General features: G+C 67.4%; 10 protein-coding genes. 2 read left to right on the top strand and 8 right to left on the bottom strand.

Annotated features, from left to right (window positions below):
- Positions 1-5: 5 nt before the first annotated feature.
- Together rsmH and L0966_RS06960 are read right to left on the bottom strand one after the other, a co-directional pair.
- The gene (gene rsmH, locus L0966_RS06965) at positions 6-1,043 is read right to left on the bottom strand and encodes a 16S rRNA (cytosine(1402)-N(4))-methyltransferase RsmH (protein WP_234051129.1); all 1,038 of its coding nucleotides are present in this window, start codon (positions 1,041-1,043) and stop codon (positions 6-8) included.
- Complete coding sequence (locus L0966_RS06960; protein ID WP_234051128.1) at positions 1,040-1,513, bottom strand: division/cell wall cluster transcriptional repressor MraZ; 474 nt, start codon at positions 1,511-1,513, stop codon at positions 1,040-1,042. The genes rsmH and L0966_RS06960 overlap by 4 nt, the downstream gene beginning before the upstream one ends.
- Before the next feature lie 292 nt (positions 1,514-1,805).
- Between L0966_RS06960 and L0966_RS06955 the strand changes: the two genes are divergently transcribed.
- Complete coding sequence (locus tag L0966_RS06955) at positions 1,806-3,506, top strand: M10 family metallopeptidase (protein ID WP_234051127.1); 1,701 nt, start codon at positions 1,806-1,808, stop codon at positions 3,504-3,506.
- 43 nt (positions 3,507-3,549) lie between these two features.
- Here the strand turns inward: L0966_RS06955 and L0966_RS06950 are convergent, their stop codons facing one another.
- Positions 3,550-5,673, bottom strand: coding sequence for a S9 family peptidase (locus L0966_RS06950; RefSeq protein WP_234051126.1), 2,124 nt, complete (start codon positions 5,671-5,673; stop codon positions 3,550-3,552).
- A complete protein-coding gene (msrB, locus tag L0966_RS06945; RefSeq protein ID WP_234051125.1) occupies positions 5,660-6,169 on the bottom strand; it encodes a peptide-methionine (R)-S-oxide reductase MsrB in 510 nt (169 codons plus the stop codon). The genes L0966_RS06950 and msrB overlap by 14 nt, the downstream gene beginning before the upstream one ends.
- A gap of 321 nt (positions 6,170-6,490) precedes the next feature.
- Between msrB and L0966_RS06940 the strand changes: the two genes are divergently transcribed.
- Positions 6,491-6,904 carry a MucR family transcriptional regulator gene (locus tag L0966_RS06940; protein WP_234051124.1) on the top strand — a complete coding sequence of 138 codons (414 nt, stop codon included), beginning with the start codon at positions 6,491-6,493 and terminating at the stop codon, positions 6,902-6,904.
- A 1,551-nt stretch (positions 6,905-8,455) separates the two neighbouring features.
- Here L0966_RS06940 and ubiB read toward each other — a convergent pair.
- The 4 genes from ubiB to L0966_RS06920 form a co-directional block, all read right to left on the bottom strand.
- On the bottom strand, positions 8,456-10,024 hold the full coding sequence (ubiB, locus tag L0966_RS06935) for a 2-polyprenylphenol 6-hydroxylase (RefSeq protein WP_234051123.1): 1,569 nt from the start codon (positions 10,022-10,024) through the stop codon (positions 8,456-8,458).
- 28 nt (positions 10,025-10,052) lie between these two features.
- Positions 10,053-10,883: a bifunctional demethylmenaquinone methyltransferase/2-methoxy-6-polyprenyl-1,4-benzoquinol methylase UbiE gene (gene ubiE / locus L0966_RS06930; RefSeq protein WP_234051122.1), complete on the bottom strand. Its 831-nt coding sequence runs from the start codon at positions 10,881-10,883 to the stop codon at positions 10,053-10,055.
- 170 nt (positions 10,884-11,053) lie between these two features.
- Positions 11,054-11,251, bottom strand: a complete 198-nt coding sequence (locus L0966_RS06925) for a hypothetical protein (protein ID WP_234051121.1) — start codon at positions 11,249-11,251, stop codon at positions 11,054-11,056.
- Positions 11,252-11,463: 212 nt separating this feature from the next.
- Positions 11,464-14,970 (bottom strand): hybrid sensor histidine kinase/response regulator, encoded by a 3,507-nt coding sequence (locus L0966_RS06920; RefSeq protein ID WP_234051120.1) that lies wholly within the window; start codon positions 14,968-14,970, stop codon positions 11,464-11,466.
- Positions 14,971-15,040 lie beyond the last annotated feature (70 nt).

Genomic DNA, 15,040 nt, shown 5'->3' with positions numbered 1-15,040 from the left:
TCTCTTTAGCGTCTCCGCCCATGCCGTTGCGGTGAGGGGGCCGGTAGCAGCCCCATCAGGTCACCGCCCGGATGCGCCGGAGCGAGCGTGCGTTCGGCCGCGCGAAGCTTCGCGGACCTTGCGCGCGGGTTCTCTGCCACTTCGTCGGGACCGGGTTCCACCGCGCCCTTCGCCACCAGGCGGAAGGCGGGCTCCGGCCCCTCTCCGAGCGGCAGATGACGCGACGCGGACGGTGCCTTTACCCTGTTTGCCAGAAAAGTCTTAACGATCCTGTCTTCGAGCGAGTGGAATGTGACGACCACAAGCCGGCCGCCGGGCTTCAGCACCCGCTCGGCCGCCGCCAGGGCTTCCACCAGCTCGTTCAGCTCCTCGTTCACGGCGATGCGCAGGGCCTGGAAGGTGCGGGTGGCGGGGTGGATCTCGCCCGGCTTGGAGCGCACCACCCGCGACACGATTTCCGCCAGTTGCGCGGTGCGGGTAATGGGGGTCTCCTCCCGCGCCTTGACGATGGCGCGGGCGATGGCGCGCGACTGGCGCTCCTCCCCGAAGGCCCAGATAATGTGGGCGAGGCGCACTTCGTCCATCGTGGCGACCACGTCGGCGGCGGACAGCCCATCGCCGCCCATGCGCATGTCCAGCGGCCCGTCGCGCCGGAAGGAGAAGCCGCGCTCGGCCTCGTCGATCTGCATGGAGGAGACGCCGATATCCAGCACCACCCCGTCGAGCGGGACGAATCCCGCCTCGGCGCTGAGGCTGTCGAGCTCGGAAAAGCGGCCTTGCACCAGGGTCAGGCGCCCGCCCGATGCGGCGACCAGGGCCTGTCCGCCGGCAATGGCGGTGGGGTCGCGGTCGATGGCGAGCACGCGGCAGTCGGCGGCGGCGAGGATGGCGGAGGTGTAGCCGCCGGCGCCGAAGGTGCCGTCCACATAGGTGCCGGCATCCTTCGGCGCGAGGTGCGCCAGAACCTCTTTCAGCATTACGGGAAGATGACGGGCCGGTCCGCCTACGGCGTCGGTGGGGCCGACCCCGTGGCCCGTCGTCATACCGTGCTGCTCCCTGGGTTCGAGGCGCGGGAGCCGATGGCCCGGCGCAGCTCGCGCACCCTTTGGGTGGCCTCCGCGAGATGCACCTTCAGCCGCTCCGGTTCCCAGATCCTGAATTTATGCCCGAGCCCCACGAAGGCGACCTGATCGGTGATGCCGGCGTGGGCCTTGAGCGTTTCGGTCAGCACCACCCGGCCTTCCGGGTCGATGCGTAAGGTCTCGCTGGTGCCGTAGAGGGCGGCGGCCAGCTCTTCCCGCTCCTCGGAATAGGGCGGGTAGCGGTCGATCAGCGCGTCGATCTCGCCAATCAGCCGGTTGCCGCCCGCATCCAGCGCGGGCTCGGCGAGGCTCGGATGGCAGTAGAGGCCCTCCGCGCCGTCCTTCACCAGCACCGCGCGATACGGCGCAGGGATGGAAACCCGCCCCTTGGCGTCAAGACGCATCGTGTAGGTGGACACGAAGCGGTCCATGGAACGCTCCTCGGCGCCGGGGTGCCTCCCCATTTCCGGGCCTCTCCCGAAGGAGGACGCGCCCGGCGACGGCCAGAAGGCCGCCCATCATGTTTTGGGTAATGATGGGTTAACATGGGAAATCATGGGGCGTCAATGGAGCTGGATGGGCATTGGCGGGAAGATGGCGCGTGGTTTCACCGACCGGCGGGCGGCCGGCTCAAAGTGGAGGGCAGGTGCGTGGTTGCTGAACGTCGGGGGAGAGGATCTGCTAGGTTCGCGCTTCGAAGATGTACGTGGCGGCGAGGGAAGCATGTCCATCAGTGAGGCTCAGGCGACGGCAAGTTCCATGAGTGCGGCGGCCAGCCTGCCCACCTATTCAGTGCAGCAGATCTCCGATTATCTGCGCTTCGGGACCAATGGCGGGTTGACGATCGCCGGTACCGATACGCCCATCACCGTGAACCTGACCGGCCTCAGCGCCCAGCGGGCCGGGCTCGCGCGGCTGGCTCTGGCCACCTGGTCGGATATTTGCGACATCAGCTTCACGGAGACCACGGGTTCGGCGACCATCTCATTCACGCAGAACCAGAGCGGGGCCTTCTGCCAGTGGTGGAGCTCCGGCTCATCGATCACCGCGGCGACGGTCAACGTGGCGGCCAATTGGCAGGGCGGCGACAGCAGCGTCGACGGCTACACCTTCCAGACCTTTATCCATGAAATCGGCCACGCCCTCGGGCTCGGCCATTCCGGGCCCTATGACGGCAGCGGGACCTATGCGACTGACGCCATCTATGCCAACGATTCCTGGCAGATGACGGTCATGTCCTACTTCAGCCAGGGAGAGGCGGGGCAGGGCAGTGACCGCTTTGTGATGACGCCCATGATGGCGGACATCTATGCCGTCCGCGCCATGTACGGGCGCGGCACCACCCATGCCGGCAATACCGTCTATGGGTTCAATTCCACCGTCCTCGGCGCCACCGCCGCGCTCTACGACTTCGCCAATTACAGCGAGGCGCCGAGCTACACGATCGTGGACGATGCCGGCACCGACACGCTCAATGCCTCCGGCTATGCGGTGAACCAGCTCATTGATCTGCGTGCGGGCCGATTCTCCAATATTGGCGGCCTCACCGGCAATATCGGCATCGCTCTCGGTGTCATCATCGAGAACGCGAATGGTGGATCCGGCGATGACCGCCTCATCGGCAACAGTTATGTCAATGTCATCTATGGCAATGCCGGCGATGACACCTTCTATGGCTACGGCGGCGACGATCGTCTGCTTGGTGGCACTGGCAATGACATTTTCGATGGCGGTGCCGGCAACGACAGGCTCTATGGCCAAGAGGGCAACGACCGGCTCGTCGGTGGCGTTGGCAACGACCTTCTTGAGGGAGGCACCGGCAACGACAGCATGACCGGTGGTGCCGGCGACGACACCTATTACGTGGACTCCATTGGTGATGTCGTGGTCGAAGTGGCGGGCGAGGGCTTCGATACGGTCCGTACGACCCTCTCGCGCTATACGCTCGGCACCAGCGTGGAGCGCCTGATCTATACCGGCTCGTCGTCCTTCACCGGGGTCGGCAACAACTTCAGCAACACCATCACCGGCGGTCGCGGCAGTGATCGGCTTTGGGGCGGGGGCGGCAATGACACTCTCACCGGCGGGGTGGGCGCCGATACCCTGACGGGGGGCAGCGGACGAGACACCTTCGTCTACACCACCGTGTCGGATTCAAACCGCAGCACTTATGACACCCTGACGGATTTTTCCACCGCCGCAGGCGACCGGCTGAACCTCTCGGCCATCGACGCCAACACAACCAACAGCGGCGTCAACGACGCCTTCGTTTATGTGGGCTCGTCGGCCTTCTCGGGTACCGCCGGGGAGCTGCGGCTGGCCAATGGATTGCTGCAGGGCGATGTGAACGGCGACTCCCGGGCGGATCTTGTGATCGCGGTGGGCAGCGGCTTCACCTACACATCCAGCAGTCTCATCGTGTGAAGTCGTGGAGAAGGGTGTTGGGCCCTTCTCCACTTCCGCTTGCTCAGGCGGGCTCTGGCGCCCGCGCCGGCGTGAGCGCGCCCACGGTCTTCAGGGCGAAGGCGTAGACCAGGGCCACCTCATCCAGCCGGTCGAAGCGGCCGGAGGCGCCGCCATGGCCGGCATCCATGTTGGTGCGCAGCAGGATGGGGGCATGCGAGGTGTTGAACGCGCGCAGCCGCGCCACCCATTTGGCCGGCTCCCAATAGGTCACCCGCGGGTCGGTGAGCCCGGCGAGGGCGAAGATGGCCGGATAGGCCGCCGCATGCACATTATCCACCGGTGAATAGCGCCGGATCCGGGTGAAGGCATCGGGGTCGGAAATGGGATTTCCCCATTCCGGCCATTCCGGTGGCGTGAGGGGTAATGTGTCGTCCAGCATGGTGGTGAGGACGTCCACGAACGGCACTTCCGCGATGATGCCGGCAAACAGTTCCGGCCGCATGTTCGCCACCGCACCCATCAGCATGCCGCCCGCCGACCCGCCATGGGCGACGATGCGCGCCGGCGTCGTGAACTTCTCCCGCACCAGATGGTCGGCCACCGCGATGAAATCGGTGAACGTGTTGGTCTTGCGGGTGAGCTTGCCATCCGAATACCAGCGCCAGCCCTTGTCCGTGCCGCCGCGGATATGGGCAATGGCATAGATGAAGCCGCGGTCCACCAGCGAAAGCCGGCTGGTGGAGAAGCTTGCCGGTATGGTGATGCCGTAGGCTCCATATCCATACAGCAGCAGCGGCGCCGTGCCGTCCAGCGGCGTGCCCTTGCGGTAGAGCAGGGACACCGGAACCATCTCGCCATCGGGCGCCGGGGCGAAGATACGCCGGGTGACGTAGTCGGCCGGATCATGGCCCGAGGGAACCTCCTGGCGCTTCAAGAGCGCCCGTTCCCGGCTGGCCATGTCATAGGACCACACCTCCGACGGCGTGGTCATGGAGGCGTAGGTAAAGCGCACCTCGCGGGTGTCGAACGGGAAGCCGGGGAACAGCCCCAGCGCATAGGCTTCCTCATCGAACGCCACCGCATGCTCGGCGCCGCTTTCCAGGTCGCGCACGATGATGCGCGGCAGGCCGCCCTCCCGCTCCAGCCGTGTCATGAAGCGTGCGAACACGGTGTGGCTGAGGATCATGCGGCCCGGCGCATGGGGCACGAAATCACGCCAGTTCCGCCGCTCGGGCGCGGCTGTGGGGGCGGTGACGATCTTGAAGTCTTCCGCCTGGTCCGCATTGGTGAGGATGACGAGCGTGTCCTCACCCCTCAGGGCCGGGTGATGCTCCACCTCATAGCGCACGCCCGAGCTGCGCTCCGCCACCAGGCGCGGGCGCGCATCCGGGGTCGAGAGGTCGAGAAGATGGACCTCGGATGTCTGGTGGTCGCCGCAGGAAATGAGGCCGAAGGCGCGCGATTGCGTCTCCGCCAGCGAGACGAAGAAGCCCTTGTCGGGCTCCTCATAGATCAGCGCGTCGGCCTCCGGTGCCGTGCCCAGCACATGGCGGTAGACCTTGGAGGGGCGATGCTCCGCGTCGCGGCGGATGTAATAGAGCGCGTTGCCGTCGGCGCTCCACAGCAGGTCGCCGGTGGTTTCCGCGATCACATCCGGCAGGTCGGCGCCTGTGGAGAGATCACGGATGCGGATGCCGTAGAGCTCGGAGCCCTGCTCGTCGGCGGCGAAGGCGAAGCGCCGATGGTCCGCCGTGTGGCGCCAGTGGCCGAGATGGAAATAGGCCTTGTCCTTGGCCTCCAGGTCGCCGTCGAGGATGATCTGCTCGGCCCCGTCTGGCATCGCCTTGCGGCAGGCGAGGGGGTGCTGGCCGCCTTCCCGATGCCGGCTGAAATAGGCGAAGGCGCCATCGGGCGCGGGGACGGTGGAATCATCCTCCTTGATGCGGGCCCGCATCTCCGCCACCAGGGCGCGGCGCAGGTCCGCGAGCGGGGAGAAATAGGCATCCGCGTAGGCATTTTCCGCCTCGAGATAGGTGCGGATCTCGCTTGAGAGCACGGCGGGGTCGCGCATCACCTCACGCCAATTGTCGGCGCGCAGCCAGGCGTAATCGTCGGTAAGGGCCACGCCATGAATGGTGCGGGAGGAGGGGTGGTGCGCGGCGCGCGGGGCCTCAGGCGCCGTCATGGGGCTGTCCTTCATCGGTTTCCAGGGAAAGGGCGGTTCCGTTCATGCAGAAGCGCAGGCCCGTGGGTTGCGGCCCATCGGGAAAAACATGGCCCAAATGGCTGTCGCACCGGGCGCAGCGAACCTCTATACGGCGCATGCCGTGGGAGGTATCCTCGTGCGTCACCACCGCCTCGGCGGAAACGGGGGAGAAGAAGCTGGGCCAGCCGGTGCCGGAATCATATTTGGCCTCGGAGCGGAACAGGGCCGCGCCGCAGGCCACGCAGCGATAAAGGCCGGTGCGCTTCTCGTCCCAATAAGGGCCGGTGAAGGCGCGCTCTGTGCCGTGCTCGCGGGCAATGCGGAATTGCTCGGGCGTCAGGCAGGAGCGCCATTCCGTTTCGCTCTTGGTGACCTTGGCCGGGCCGGTGCCCGTGGGGGTGTCCTTCGGTGCATCCTGGGCGTCGTCCTGGGGCACCTGCGGCTTGGAGCTTGGGTCGGGAAGGGTGTTGGGCATGAAAACCCCGCTGTGTTTGCCTTCAGGTAGGCATCCCCTCCCGCACTGGCAAGGCATGCGCGCCGCTCTACCGGCGGGGCGGGGACGAGGTCTGGCAAATGCAGAGAAGGAAGGGACCAAGTCCAACTTGAAAGTACATGACGGTTTCTGAATTTCTACTTGCATTTGCGTGCGTACGAACTTAACACCTATACATTGCTGTATGCCACCGAATCGAAGCGGGCCGCCCGTTTCGGGGTGGGAAAGACCGGCTGCCGCAGGTCCCCGGCCTGCGTTCCGCAGCTTGGGTGTGGTTCTCGTCACAGGCAAAAAGAAAGTGCCATGACCGAAGAAATGGAAGAAAATTCCTTTGTCGCCCTGGCGGCGGACATCGTCTCCGCCTACGTGAGCAACAATTCCGTCGCGGCGGCGGAACTGCCGGTGCTCATCAACGATGTTTACGCTGCGCTGCAGCGCATCTCCACGGGCGAGACCGAGGCCGTGGTGGAGCAGCTCAAGCCGGCGGTCCCGGTGAAGAAGTCCGTGGCGCCCGATTACATCGTGTGCCTCGAGGACGGAAAGAAGTTCAAGTCGCTCAAGCGTCACTTGCGCACGCAGTACAACATGACGCCTGAGCAATACCGGGAGAAGTGGGGCCTGCCGGCGGACTACCCCATGGTGGCGCCGAACTATGCGGCGGCGCGCTCCGAGCTCGCCAAGCAGATGGGCCTCGGCCAGCAGCGCCGCGGCGGCTGAGGCGCGGTCCGCCATCGCTCCTACCGCCCCGGCCGCGCCAGCCGCCGGGGCGGATGTGGTGCGTCGCCGTAGAGGCCCGGCGGAGCGGGCAGGCGACGCATATGCGCCTCTATGTTTCGGACCGCATGACATGCGCTCCCCCTGCACCCTTCAGAGACTTGCCCCACTGCTCTTCGAAGACTGTGGCGCCTGAGTTTCACGCTGCGTTGGCGTGCCAAGAGTGTCGGTATCCAACACCTCCGCCCGCGCGCTGCGCGCCGCGTCGAGCGCATCTTATGTTCCCCCGAGTGCCAGGGCACTTCGACGAGCGGAACTCTTTCAGCCTTACCGCCTTTGTCCCGCGCCGGAGAGTTCCGCTGGCTGCCGAGCCTCGGGCCGCGCTCCAGTCCGCATTTCCCGTCGGCGGGTGTGGCGAATGGGAAGCCGCCGCGGCCTCATCCGCGAACTTGGCTGCGCCAAGCTTGGCGAACGGTGCCTCGCCGCCGCCTTGAGTTGCTCCGCGCAGGGCGGACGAGGCAGGCCGGCGCTGCGGCATCACCGCGAACCGGATCCTCGGTGACAGGATCATGGCCGGTGACCCTTATTCATGCGCGCCGGCTCCTGCTCAGGCCCCTGAGCGTTCGGCGCCATAGCGCGCGCACTCCGGCAGGGCATCGCGGCGCTGTTTGAAACTCTTGCGCTCACCATGCCGCGAGGGGGCGTTATCGCTGGTGGTGGAAGGCGTGCCGCCTGTCGCTGGTACCGGACGTGGTCTGGAGACGGCCGATGGGGCCCGCCCGCCTGAGGCGACCAAGATGCGCGGGCTCGCATCATCACGAGCCTTTCATCCTGCCCTGCACCGCTTTCCATGCGCCTCGTGGCGCGGCGGTAATCCACGGGGGCCCGGAGAAAGCCACCGTTACTGCCAACGGAACGTGATCCGGAGACGGCCGATGGGCCCGGCCCGACAGAGGCGCCCAAGATGGCGCGGGCTCTCTCCCGGACCGGCCTTTCATTCCGCCCCGCCCGCTTTCCATGCGCCCCGCGGCAGGGGAGGGGGCGATACGCGGGCCCGGAGGAGGAGGACGCCGTCACTGCTAACGGAGCGCGCTCTGGAGACGGCTGATGGGCCCCGTGCGCCTGAGGCGACCAAGATGGCGGGAGGCCTGGCCTCTCTCGATAGAGAGGGGCCTTCATTCCACCATTCACCACTTTCCATGCGCCCCGCGGCGGGGGAGGGGGCGATCCGCGCGGGCCTGGGGGAGGCACCGTCACTGCCCGGAACATGCTCCAGAGACCGCCGATGGGTTCGGCTCGGCAGAGGCGATCAAGATGCGCGGGCTCGCATCATGACGAGCCTTTCATTCTGCACTGCAGCGCTTTCCGTGCGCCCCGCCGCGGGGAGGGGCCATGCAGGTGGGTTGCGCTGAGGGCACGTCAAGGCAGCCACGCGCCCCGACCGCCGCCACCCGGCTGCAGCCCATCGAATGGCGCTCGAGTCTCCTGCCTTGATGTCCTGCCTTCCTCGAATGTGGCAGCCTCTCCCGAGCGGCTATCTCGCTCGGGAACGCTTCAGCTCAGCCAAAGCCCCAGCAAGGCGAGGGCGATCACCCACAGGGCGGCGTTGCCCCAGAAGGCGCGGCGGGCTTCCGCGCGGCCGATGCCGTCCAGCGAGGCCGGCGACAGGTGGATGCCATCGCGCGTGGCCTCGTCCAGCTGCTCCACCACCCGGGCGGTGCGGGTCAGCAGCGCGGGAACCTCGGTGGCGAAATGGCCCACCTCGCCCAAGCTGAGGCCGGCGCGCTGGAGCTGTCCCACCGGGCCGAGATTGCGGGTGATCCAGTCCTCCACCACGGGCGCGGCGGTGCTCCACATGTCCAGCTGCGGGTCGAGGGAGCGGGCGACGCCTTCCACCACCACCATGGTTTTCTGCAGCAGCAGCAGCTCGGGCCGCGTCTGCATGTCGAACAGGGCGGTCACCTCCAGCAGCAGGGCGAGGAGGCGCGCCATGGAGATCTGGTCGGCGCGGCGGGAGTGGATGGGCTCGCCGATGGCGCGGATGGCGAGGGCGAAATCGTCCACGGAATGGTGGAAGGGCACGTAGCCCGCCTCGAAATGCACCTCCGCCGTGCGGCGCCAGTTGCGGGTGATGAAGCCGTAGAGGATCTCCGCCAGGAAGCGGCGCTCCTTGAGGCCCAGGCGGCCCATGATGCCGCAATCCACCACCACCAGGCGGCCCTGCGCGTCCACGAACAGGTTGCCGGGGTGCATGTCGGCGTGGAAGAAGCCGTCGCGCATCGCCTGGCGCAGGAAGGATTGCATCACGATGCGCGCAATGTCCTTAAGGTCATGGCCGGCGGCGATGAGCGCCTCCTTGTCGGAGAGCTTGATGCCGTCGATCCATTCCGTGGTCAGGACGTCGCGGGTGGAGCGGTCCCAATCCACCTCGGGCACGCGCAGGTCGTGATCCTCGCGGGTGTTCTCGGCCAGCTCGGCATAGGCGGCGGCCTCCAGGCGCAGGTCCATTTCCATGGCCACCGAGCGGGCCATGGTGTCCACCACGCTGGTCAGCCGCAGCCGCCGGGCCTCGGCAAAGGTGTTCTCGCCGAATTCCGCGAGCCGGCGGAAGCTGGCCATGTCGGCGGAAAAGCGCCGGCTGATGCCCGGGCGCAGCACCTTCACCGCCACATCGCGGCGGGTGCCGTCGGGGTCCACCACCTCGGCCTTGTGCACCTCGGCGATGGAGGCGGCCGCCACCGGTGGGCCGAACACGGGGAACACCTCGTTCACCGGTCGCTCGAAGGCGTCGGTGACGATCCGTTCGGCTGCCTCCTGGCCAAAGGCCGGCATGCGGTCCTGCAGCACCTCCAGGTCGCGGGCGACGGTGGGGCCCACCACGTCCGGCCGGGTGGCGAGGAACTGGCCCAGCTTCACATAAGAAGGGCCGAGCCGCGACAAGGCGGCGGAAAAGCGGGCCGAGCGGCTGCCCGCATCGCGCCGGGCGATGAGCCGGGCGATGCGCAGGGCCGGCCGGGCGAGCGGCGGCGCGGCCGCCGGCGACACCAGCGAAAGCACGCCTTCGCGCGCGAGCACGTAGCCGGCGCGGACGAGCCGCGCCGCATCGGCGAGAAGGAAAATCACGTCGAGCGCCTTTCAGCCGCAGCGGCCATCAGATGCGGAAACCCCAGTGCAGCGCCACCACGCCGCCGGTCATGCGCATGAAGTCCACGCGCTTGAAGCCGGCATCGCGCATCATCTGCGCGAAGGCTTCCGCGTGGGGGAAACGGCGGATGGATTCCACCAGATACTGGTAGGGCTCCGCATCCCCCGCGACCCGCTTGCCGATCGCGGGGATGACCTTGAAGGAATAGGTCTCGTAGATCTTGTCGAGCCCGGGCACGTCCACCTTGGAGAATTCGAGCACGAAAGCCCGCCCGCCGGGCTTCAGCACGCGCCGCATCTCCTTGAGCGCCATGGGAATGCGCGGCACGTTGCGGATGCCGAAGGCGATGGTCACCGCGTCGAACGAGCGATCGGGGAAGGGCAGCTCCTCGGCATTGGCTTCCTGGAAGTCCACCTTGCCGGAAAGTCCGCGCTTCTCCGCGCGCTCGCGGCCCACCGCGAGCATCTCGGTATTGATGTCGGCGACGGTAATATGCGTGCCACTGCCGCCGGCCTCCGCTACGCGGAAGGCCACGTCGCCGGTGCCGCCGGCAAGGTCCAGCAGGCGGAACGGGCGCTCGCCCGTGGGCGGGCGCAGCTTGGATACCAGCGCGTCCTTCCAGACCCGGTGCAGGCCGGCGGACATGAAGTCGTTCATGATGTCGTAGCGCCGGGCCACCTTGTGGAACACGTCGTCCACCAGGGCCTGCTTTTCCTGCAGCGGCACGGTGCGGTAGCCGAAATGGGTGTCCGCCTTCCCGTCGCGGAGCCCAGCGGGCCCTTGAGCCCCATGGGGATCTTCGGGTGACGGGGTCGGCTGAAAATTGGGGTCCGTCATGACGGGGAAGCACCACGCGCGCTGTTCGAGATGGTGCGCGACCTTAGCGGATGACGGGCCGCGATGCCATGCGGGGCGCGGAAGGGGCGGTGCGCCCGAACGTCTCTTGTGAGTTGGCTCGCCTTGCTCTTCGGCGGAAGCCCCGGCAAGGGGCTCCCTCCGGCGAGGAATCAGCGTCCGGAGCCGTTCGGCTTGGCGAAGTCCGAAACGTCGAACTCCAGGCCCTCGCGGCTGTAGCGCCGGGCCGCCTTCTTGGAGCCGAACACGTTGTGGAACATCAGCGTGCCAATCTTCAATCCGCGCCGCTCCTTGCGCGCCGCGATCTCTTTCCGCATGGGGAAGAGGGGAACGTTGATCGTGATCGTCATAGCCGCTCTCCAATTGTATTCGTTGGTACAAGTCGGCAAAGAAAAGAGACCGGTGTTAACAATTCGGTAACAATTCCTTGCCGCGAGGGCGTGCTTCTCTGGCACGCGTCCAGTACGCCGTCCGATCGGGGCGTTTATTTGACCTTCATGGGGATGAAGCGCGGCGTAATCGAGAACGTGTTTGCGGAGCTTGGCCGGGTGGTTAACCAAACCTAAACGGCGGCGGTGCGGGAGAGCCGCCACTGGGCCAGCATGGCGCGCAGGGCCGCCGGCTTTAAAGGCTTGTTCAAGATCACCATTTCGGCTGCGTGGGCGGCATCGCGCACGTTTTGGCTGCGGTCGGCGGTAATCAGGGCCGCCGGGAGCTTCCCCAATTTCCACCGCAGGGTCATCACCGCGTCGATGCCCAGGCCGCCGTCGAGGTGGTAATCGACGAGGGCGATATCGGGCGTGATCCCGGCCTGCTGCACCGCCTTCAGGGCCGCTTCGGCATCGCCCGCGGTGATCACGGTGCAGCCCCAGCCGGTGAGCAGGAGCTTCATGCCCTCGATGATGGCCGGCTCATTGTCGATGACCAGGATGGTGAGCCCGTTCAGGGGGGCGCCCGGTCCGCTGGGGCGCTGGGGAGAGGTTTCCGCGGCGGGGATGGCGCTCGCCAGCGGCAGCTCCAGGGTGAAGACGGAGCCGATGCCGGGCCGAGAGCGCAGGGCGATGGGATGTTCGAGCACCCGGGCGATGCGCTCCACGATGGAGAGGCCGAGCCCAAGCCCGCGCGCCACCCGCGCCCCCTGGTCCAGGCGCTGGAACTCCTGGAACACGATCTTCTGTTGCGTCCGTGCGATGCCGATGCCGGTGTCCCACACCTCCACGCGCACGTGCCCCGCCAGATGGCGGCATCCCACCAGGATGCGGCCTTGGGGGGTGTATTTGATGGCGTTGGAAATGAGGTTCTGCAACAGACGGCGCAGCATGCGCCGGTCCGAGCGCACGGTGAGGGAGCTCGGCACCACCGTGAGGTCGAGGGATTTGTTCCGTGCCAGCGGCGCGAACTCGATCTCCAGTTGCTTCAGCACCTCGCCGATGCGCAGGGGCGCGATCTCGGGTTTCTGCACACCGCTGTCGAGGCGCGACAAGTCGAGCAGCGCGCCGAGGATTTCCTCCACCGCCTCCAGGGAGGCGTCCACATGGCCCGCCAGGCGCTGTTCCTCCGCCCCTTTCGCGCGCTCGACCAGGCTCGTCACATAAAGGCGGGCGGCATTGAGGGGCTGAAGAATGTCGTGGCTGGCGGCGGCGAGGAAGCGGGTCTTGGAGATATTGGCCTCCTCCGCCTCGGCCTTGGCGCGCTCCAGCGCCTTGTTGAGGCAGACGAGCTCGTCGGTGCGCTCGCGCACGCGCCGTTCCAGGCTCTCATTGGCCTTTTCCAGGGCCTGGGCGGCCTCCACCGAGGGCGTGATGTCGGTGAAGGTGACGGCGATGCCGCCATCGGGCATGGGGTCGGAGCGGGTCTCGATCACCTGACCGTTCTGGTCCAGCCGTTCGGAGAAGCCCGGGGCGGGAAGGGCATAGCGCTCCACCCGCGTCACCAGCCCCTCGCGGCAGCCCTCCGGGCGCGGGGCGCTGGCGAGAATGGCGCTGAGCGGGGCGCCGACGGTGTAGCAGTCCGCCGGCAGCTCCAGCATCTCGCCGAAGCTGCGGTTCCAGCACACCAGGTTCAGCTCGCGGTCGAACACGGCGATGCCCTGGTGGACATGGTCGATGGCGCTCTGCAGCAGCTCGCGATTGTACTGGATGGCGGCGGAGGCATCGTCCAGCAACTTCAACGCCGCCTTGGTGGAGACCGCCCGCTTGCGCAGCAGCAGCGACAGAGCAAGGCGGGAGGAGGCCGCGCCCACCGCCGCCGCCAGCAGGTGCTCGGCATGGCGCACGGTGGTGGCGTCCGCCTCGCGGTGGGGGTCGATGTCCACATCGTGGATGCGCGCATAGGCGGAGAAGGCGGCCTGGGCCCTATCGCGCCCCAGATAGCGCCCCACGGTGGAGATCAGCTCGCCCACCGTGACCGCGGAACGCCAGCGCAGGAATGAGGGGCGGTGCGGGGGCTGCTCCGGGCTCCGCGCCATGAACAGTTCGGCCTGCACCTCCTCGATCTGGCTCGGGCGGGTGAGGAAGGAGACGATCACCAGGACCAGCGTGTTGACGGCGAGGCTCCAGGCCACCCCATGGGCCAGCGGCCCGGCGGTGAGGCCCAGGAGCGCGGTGGGCTTCAACAGGCCGATGCCGAAGGGGCCGGCGTCGAGCACGCTCTGGGCGACGAGGCCGGCTTCCACCAGGCTCGGCAGCATCAAGGTGTAGGCCCAGATGAGGGTGCCGGCGAGGATGCCGGCGACGGCGCCCTTGGCGGTGGCGCGCCGCCAGGTGAGGCCGGCGGCGAAGGCCGGGCCCACCTGCGCCACGGCGGCGAAGGAGAGCAGGCCGATCTGCGCCAGCTGCACCTCGCCGATGATGCGGTAATAAAGATAGGCCAGCAGCAGGATGACGAGGATGGCGACCCGGCGCACCAGCAGCAGGGCGCCCACCATGTCGTTGGGCTCGGGCGCGCCGGCGTCCTTGGCGCGCCGGCGCAGCAGCAGGGGCATCACGAAATCGTTGGAGATCATGATGGCCAGCGCCACGCTCTCCACGATCACCATGGCGGTGGCCGCCGAAAGCCCGCCCACGAAGGCGAGCAGGGCGAGCCCCTCCGCCCCCGCGGCCAGCGGCACGGCCAGCACGTACATGTCGCTGTCCACCACCTCGCGGGGGAACAGCGTCATGCCCGCCAGCGCCAGCGGCACCACGAAGAGGTTGATGAGCACGAGATAGAGAGGAAACAGCCAGCGGGCGCGGCGGATCTCCTCCTCGCCCTTGTTCTCCACCACCGCCACGTGGAACTGGCGCGGCAGCAGCATGAAGGCGCCGCCGGAGAGGATCGTCATGGTGATCCAGTTCTCCAGCGACAGGCCGCGCGTGAAGGGGGCCGTCACGCCGGCGGCGGCGGCCGTGCGCCACAGGTCGGCGGGGCCGGAGAAGAGGAAGAAGGTGACGAGGATGCCCACCGCCAGGAATGCCGCGAGCTTCACGATGCTCTCGGTGGCGATGGCGAGCATCAGGCCGTTCTGGTGCTCGGTGGCGTCGGTGTGGCGGGTGCCGAACAGCACCGCGAAGGCGGCCATGGCGCAGGCCACGAACAGAGCGAGGTCGCCGGCCGGCGTGCCCTGGGTGGCCTGCCCAGCGAAATAGCCCAGCACCGCCAGCAGCGAGGCCGACACCGCCTTCAGCTGCAGCGAGATATAGGGGATGGAGCCGGCCAGCGCGACCAGGGCCACCAGCGCCGCGATGCCCTGGTGCTTGCCATAGCGGGCGGCGATGAAGTCGGCGATGGAGGTGATGTTGTTGGCCTTGGCCAGCCGCACCACCCGCAGGAAGGCCGGGCCGGCCACCGTCATCAGGATGATGGGGCCGAGATAGATGGTGAGGAAGTCAAAGCCCTGGGTGGTGGCAAGGCCCACCGATCCGAAGAAGGTCCAGGACGTGCAGTAGACCGCCAGCGACAACGAATAGATGATAGGCCGCGCGGAGCGGCGCTTCTCGGAGGGGCGCAGCCGGTCGCCGAAGCTCGCGATGGCGAACAGGAAGCCGATATAGGCCAGCGCGGCGAAGATGACGACCGAAGCCTGAAGCATGTCCCCCGTCCGGCGGCGGAACCCGCACCGCCGCCCGTTCTTCTCATTCCCTGCAACTCACCATCCGCGA

Source organism: Xanthobacter sp. NM-59 (genome assembly GCF_021401125.1).
Classification (GTDB): domain Bacteria; phylum Pseudomonadota; class Alphaproteobacteria; order Rhizobiales; family Xanthobacteraceae; genus Xanthobacter.
Note: the sequence above shows the minus strand (reverse complement) of the source record. Positions and strands in the feature narration are given on the sequence as shown.